Origin of the sequence: Paraburkholderia sp., from assembly GCF_049581445.1 — a bacterium.
Lineage (GTDB): Bacteria > Pseudomonadota > Gammaproteobacteria > Burkholderiales > Burkholderiaceae > Paraburkholderia.
On sequence record NZ_JBAURZ010000344.1, the window covers coordinates 1 to 5,541 of the forward strand.

Genomic DNA, 5,541 nt, shown 5'->3' on the forward strand with positions numbered 1-5,541 from the left:
TTGCAGGGCGCGGGACGCGACCAGCGTCGCGTCGTTGAGCGCGAGGCCGCAGCCGAGCGAAGCGAGCGCGAAGATCACGATGCCTGCGGCATACATGCGACGCGCGCCGAGCCGGTCGCCGAGTACGCCGGCCGAGAGCATCAGCACGGAGAACGCCAGCGCGTAAGCATCGACGATCCATTGCAGGCCTGCGACGCTCGCGCGCAGGTCGGTGCTGATCTTCGCGAGGGCGATATTGACGATGGTCACGTCGAGTTGCGTGACGACGAACCCCACGCTGACGGTCGCGATGATGCGCGCGAGGTCGGGGGTGAAGGGGGCGGATGAGGTTTTCATGGAATACATCCTAGACCGTTCCGGTACGCGACGTTTCGGCCTGACCTGAAGTGTGGATGTTTGGACGGGCGGTCAGCGTGGGTGGCAGGGCGCCCGTCAGGACAGCCCGCCCCCAAAGCACAAAACCACTTCCTGGTGCGGCCTTGAAGCCCGTCCGGCGGCCCTCAGCGGCTCGTCGGCCGCGCCTGCGGCGCGTCCTTGATGAAGAACGTTGTGAGCATACCCAGTACGCATACCGCGGCCACATAGAGCGCCGGCGCCATCGGATTCGACTTCAGCAGCAGCGAGACGATAATCGGCGTCAGGCCGCCGAACACCGCATAAGCGACGTTGTACGAGAACGAAATGCCCGAAAAACGCACGGGGGGCGGAAACGCCTTGACCATCACGAACGGCACCGCGCCAATCGTACCCACGAGGAAACCGGTTACCGCGTAGAGCGGCAGCAGTCTGGACGGATCGAGAGTCAGTTGCTGGAACATCACGTAGTACGACACGGCCAGTCCGAGGCCACCGATAAACAGCGTGCGCCCCGCGCCGATGCGACCGGCGATCGACCCTGCGACCACGCAGCCAACCGACAGACAGAGTGTGGCCAGGCCATTCGCCAGCAGCGCGGTAGCCGGGGCAATGTGAAACTGCTTTTGCAGCAGGGTCGGCGTCATGAGGATCACGACGACGATCGCGGCGGACAGCATCCACGTAAGCAGCATCGACACGATGACCGCGCGTCCATGGTCGCGCAGCACGGCCTTCAGCGGGATTTCCGCAGCAAGCGATTTACGCTGTTTGAGTTCCGCGAAGACCGGTGTTTCGTGGAGCCAGCGGCGCAGATAGACCGAGAAGAGCCCGAACACGCCGCCGAGCAGGAACGGAATGCGCCAGGCGTAATCCGCAATCTCCGCTGGCGCGAAGTGCCGGTTCACGCCCGAAGCGACCAGTGAGCCGAGCAGGATGCCTGCCGTGAGGCCAGCCGTCAGCGTGCCGCACGCGTAACCGATATGCCGCTGGTGCACGTGCTCCGAGACAAACACCCACGCACCCGGCACTTCGCCGCCCACCGCCGCACCTTGCAGCACGCGCAACACCAGCAGCAGCACTGGGGCCAGCATGCCGATGCTGGCGTAGGTGGGCAACAGGCCCATCAGCAAGGTGGGCACGGACATCAACAGCACGCTCAGCGTAAACATCCGCTTGCGGCCGAGCAGATCGCCAAAGTGCGCCATGATGATGCCGCCAAGCGGACGCGCCAGATAACCGGCCGCGAAGATGCCGAACGTCTGCAATTGACGCAGCCAGTCGGGAATCGAGTGCGGAAAAAACAGTTGCCCAATCGCCGGGGCGAAGAACACGAAGATGATGAAATCGTAGAACTCGAGCGCACCACCAAGGGCGGCGAGGCCGAGTGTCTTGTAGTCGCTAAGACCGAGGGGCCGTGGGGTGACTGCCTGCTGTGCTCTACCCGGGTTTGTTGCTTGCATTGCCGTGTCGTTTTACTTGAATGGGAAGCCGCGCGGGATGCGCGGAGTGCGGCCGTCGTCGGGTGAGAAGTGTGGGGCGCCGGGTAGAGCACAGGACACGGGCACGGCTGCCGGGATACGGCAGGCGCACTGACGACTTTGACCAGCCGGGGATTCTACCGGATCAAAGATGCAGGCGCTGGGAAGTGCTTAATTTGATTGAACAAGTTCGTACGGGCGTGCTGTCGTGGCACAGGCGGCGGCGCGAAGTTGGCGGTGTTGGCGGTCGATTTAACGGCTTGGCCTGTGAGCCGTCCGGTTGGCGGCCCGCAGAATGTTCAGCGCCTCTATCGGAGCGCGGCGCGCGTCTGTCGGAAATATGCGATTCCGGGGAAATTCAGACTCTTCCTATGTGCGGATGGCGGCGCCACTCACAGAATCGCGTCCGACCCATCTGTTGAGAGCCACCCCATGCGTATTGCCATCCTTCAGCGCGACCCTGTCCAGCGCCAGTCGATCGAAAAGATTCTGCTCCAGGCGGATCATAGCTGTGTGACCTATGACGACGGTCTGAGCATGTCGAAATCGCTCGCCCGTTCGACCGTGGACCTGCTGGTGCTGGACTGGCACGCCGTCCGCTTATCCGGCGCCGACGTCCTGAAAGCCGTGCGCGCGGTCGGCGGCGACCGGATCCCGGTGATGTTCGCGTCGACCGATAGTTCCGAGGCGAACGTGGTGCGGGCGCTTGCCGCCGGCGCGGACGACTATGTGAGCTTGCCGGTGCGTCCGGCGGAATTCCGCGAACGCGTCGCCGCGTTGCTGCGGCGTGCCTATCCCGAGCGTTACAGCGCGTCGAACTTCGATGCGGGACCGTACCACTTCGATGCGAACCGGCAGATCGTCACGTTGCGCGGTGAGCCCGTGCAACTGTCGGGCACGCAGTACCGCCTGGCGTCGCTGTTTTTTGCCAATGTTGGCCGCGTGCTGTCGCGCGATCACATCTTCGCGATGGTGTGGGGGCGTGAGTTCCGCGAGTTCACCCGCACCATCGACAGCCATGTGTCGCGCCTGCGGCTGTTGCTCGAAATCGACCAACAGAATGGCTTTCGCTTGCAACCGGTGTACAAGAGCGGCTACCGCCTGCTGAGCCTGCAACACAACGCGGCGGAACTGGAGAAGGCGGCGGCCTGAGCATGGCCGCCACCGGTGCTAGCCAAGGTGGTAAAACGCTGGTATCAAACCGCCGGCAGCGTAGGGCGAGTTTCCAGTGAATGGCGAATCAGCGCCTCCACCTGCTTGCGCTCCTCGCCGGCGAGCGGCAAGCGTGGCGGCCGCACTGGCTCCGTGCCGAGTCCGACCATCGTTTCGGCGAGCTTGATGTTCTGCACGAGCTTGTGCGACACATCCAGCGCAAGCAGCGGCGCGAACCAGCGGTAGATGGCACGCGCTTCTTCAAGGCGGCCTGCCTTGACCAGCTTGTAGATCGCCACCGTCTCATGCGGGAACGCGCAGACGAGTCCGGCCACCCAGCCATGCGCGCCCATCAGCATGGCTTCCATCGCGAGATTATCGACGCCGCACAGGATTGCGAAGCGGTCGCCGACTGCGTTGATCAGATCGGTTACGCGGCGCACGTCGCCGCACGATTCCTTGATGGCGACAATCTTCTTCTCATCCGCGATTTCCGCAAACATATCCGGCGTCATGTCCACGCCGTAGGCGAGCGGGTTGTTGTAGATCATCAACGGCAGCGCGCTGGCATTGGCGACGCAGCGGAAGTGGTTGATCGTCTCGCGGCGGTCCGACAGATAGCGCAGACCGGGCAACACCATATAACCAGCGGCGCCGTGCCGGATACCCGCTTCGGCCTGACGGCAGGCATCGAGCGTGCTGTTTTCGGCGATCGTCAACAGCACCGGCACGCGGCCCCGGGAAGCTTCCACGGCGATGTCGAGCACCTCGAGCTTTTCATCGAGCGAAAGGGTCGAGGCTTCGCCGAGCGAGCCGCATACGATGATCCCATTCACACCCGCTTCGATTTGCGCTTCGATATTCTTCCCGGTCCACGCACGATCTATGCTGAAATCTGCGTTGAACTTGGTGGTGACTGCGGGTAATACGCCTTCCCAGATATGCGCCACGAGTTCTCTCCTGAGTGTGTTGAGTTGGTCGAAGTGTACGTAGGGAAAAAGCAGCCGTCTTGCGTGATTCGCGCGTGCTGGATGACGATTTCAGCATAGGCCGTGACGGGAGAATTTGCTTTATGACACATTGGATGGCTGGCGAAAAGCCTGTTTTTATGAGGATTCGCCCTCGCATCGTTCAAGCTCGCATCAGAGCAACTTCCTGGCATAGGGGCATATCCCGACCCGCTCCTGAAGTCACCGCACAGCCTTATCTGGCGCGGCGATCCATTGTCAGATCTGCGGCGTGTCAGACTATGCCGAAATCGTCACAATCCGCGCGCAATGACGCCAAGACTGGCCGCCCCGGCATTTCTACCATGGCGACATGAAAACCTTGAACGTGATTGACTCGCACACCGGCGGTGAACCGACCCGCCTCGTTGTGTCAGGTGGCCCGGATCTGGGCACCGGCACGTTGGCCGAGCGGCTCGACGTATTCCGCAGCCGTTTCGACGACTGGCGCGCCGGCATCGTGACGGAGCCACGCGGCTCGGACGTGGTGGTCGGGGCGCTGTTGTGCGAGCCGGACGGGCCCGATTGCGCGGCAGGCGTGATCTTCTTCAATAACGTCGGCTACCTCGGCATGTGCGGACACGGCACGATTGGAATGATCGTCTCGCTTGCCCACATGGGGCGTATCGGGCCGGGCCAGCATCGGATCGAAACGCCGGTTGGCATCGTCGAAGCGACGCTCAATGCGGACGGCAGTGTCGCTGTGCGCAACGTGCCGTCCTATCGTTACCGTCAGGCGGTGACCGTTGAGGTTCCCGGACATGGAGCGCTAACGGGCGATATCGCCTGGGGCGGCAACTGGTTCTTTCTCGTCGCCGATCACGGTAACACGCTGGAGGCGGCGCGAATTCCCCAACTGACCGCGTTCAGTTCGGCGATACGCGACGCGCTAATCGCGCAGCACATCACGGGCGCGGACGGTGCACTGATCGACCACATCGAACTGTTTGGGGCTGGCTCGCGCGACGGTATCGACAGCCGCAGTTTCGTGCTGTGTCCGGGTAACGCCTACGACCGTTCGCCCTGCGGCACTGGCACGAGCGCGAAGGTTGCGTGCCTTGCTGCTGATGGCAAACTCGCCGAAGGCGCGGTATGGCGCCAGGAAAGCATCATCGGCAGCGTGTTCGAGGCCACGTATCAGCGCGGCGACGACGACGCGACCGTGGTGCCAACTATCACCGGACACGCGCACATCATGGCCGAAAGCCGTCTTTGCTTCGATGAGCGCGATCCTTTTGCATGGGGTCTGCGCGCGGCATGACGGCGGATGTCGTGATCATCGGCGCGGGCATTGTCGGCGCGGCGTGCGCGGCGGAACTGGCCGCGCGCGGCATGCGCGTCGAGGTGCTCGACCGGCAGGGGAATGGCGGCGGCGCGACGGCTGCCGGCATGGGTCATATCGTCGTGATGAACGACTCGCCGGCCGAACTGGCGTTAAGCGCGTATTCGCGTGACTTGTGGCTCGAACTGGCCCCGCAACTGCGCCAGCGCGATGCGTTTTCGCGCTGCGGCACGCTGTGGGTAGCAGCCGACGATGAGGAATGCGA

6 protein-coding genes are annotated in these 5,541 nt (G+C 63.2%); 3 read left to right on the plus strand and 3 right to left on the minus strand.

Annotation, left to right across the window (positions count from 1 at the left end):
• Positions 1-336 (minus strand): MFS transporter (locus tag WCA85_RS29035; RefSeq protein ID WP_424068315.1); only part of this gene is annotated, 336 nt, incomplete at its 3' end.
• Between the two features lie 164 nt (positions 337-500).
• A complete protein-coding gene (locus WCA85_RS29040; protein ID WP_424068316.1) occupies positions 501-1,817 on the minus strand; it encodes an MFS transporter in 1,317 nt (438 codons plus the stop codon).
• Positions 1,818-2,267: 450 nt separating this feature from the next.
• Here WCA85_RS29040 and WCA85_RS29045 point away from each other — a divergent pair, with 450 nt between their 5' ends.
• Positions 2,268-2,987 carry a response regulator transcription factor gene (locus WCA85_RS29045; RefSeq protein WP_424068317.1) on the plus strand — a complete coding sequence of 240 codons (720 nt, stop codon included), beginning with the start codon at positions 2,268-2,270 and terminating at the stop codon, positions 2,985-2,987.
• Between the two features lie 44 nt (positions 2,988-3,031).
• Here the strand turns inward: WCA85_RS29045 and WCA85_RS29050 are convergent, their stop codons facing one another.
• Positions 3,032-3,937 (minus strand): dihydrodipicolinate synthase family protein, encoded by a 906-nt coding sequence (locus tag WCA85_RS29050; RefSeq protein ID WP_424068318.1) that lies wholly within the window; start codon positions 3,935-3,937, stop codon positions 3,032-3,034.
• Positions 3,938-4,307: 370 nt separating this feature from the next.
• Between WCA85_RS29050 and WCA85_RS29055 the strand changes: the two genes are divergently transcribed.
• The gene (locus WCA85_RS29055; RefSeq protein WP_424068319.1) at positions 4,308-5,255 is read left to right on the plus strand and encodes a 4-hydroxyproline epimerase; all 948 of its coding nucleotides are present in this window, start codon (positions 4,308-4,310) and stop codon (positions 5,253-5,255) included.
• The coding region (locus tag WCA85_RS29060; RefSeq protein ID WP_424068320.1) for an FAD-dependent oxidoreductase at positions 5,252-5,541 on the plus strand (290 nt) is incomplete at its 3' end. The genes WCA85_RS29055 and WCA85_RS29060, both read left to right, overlap by 4 nt.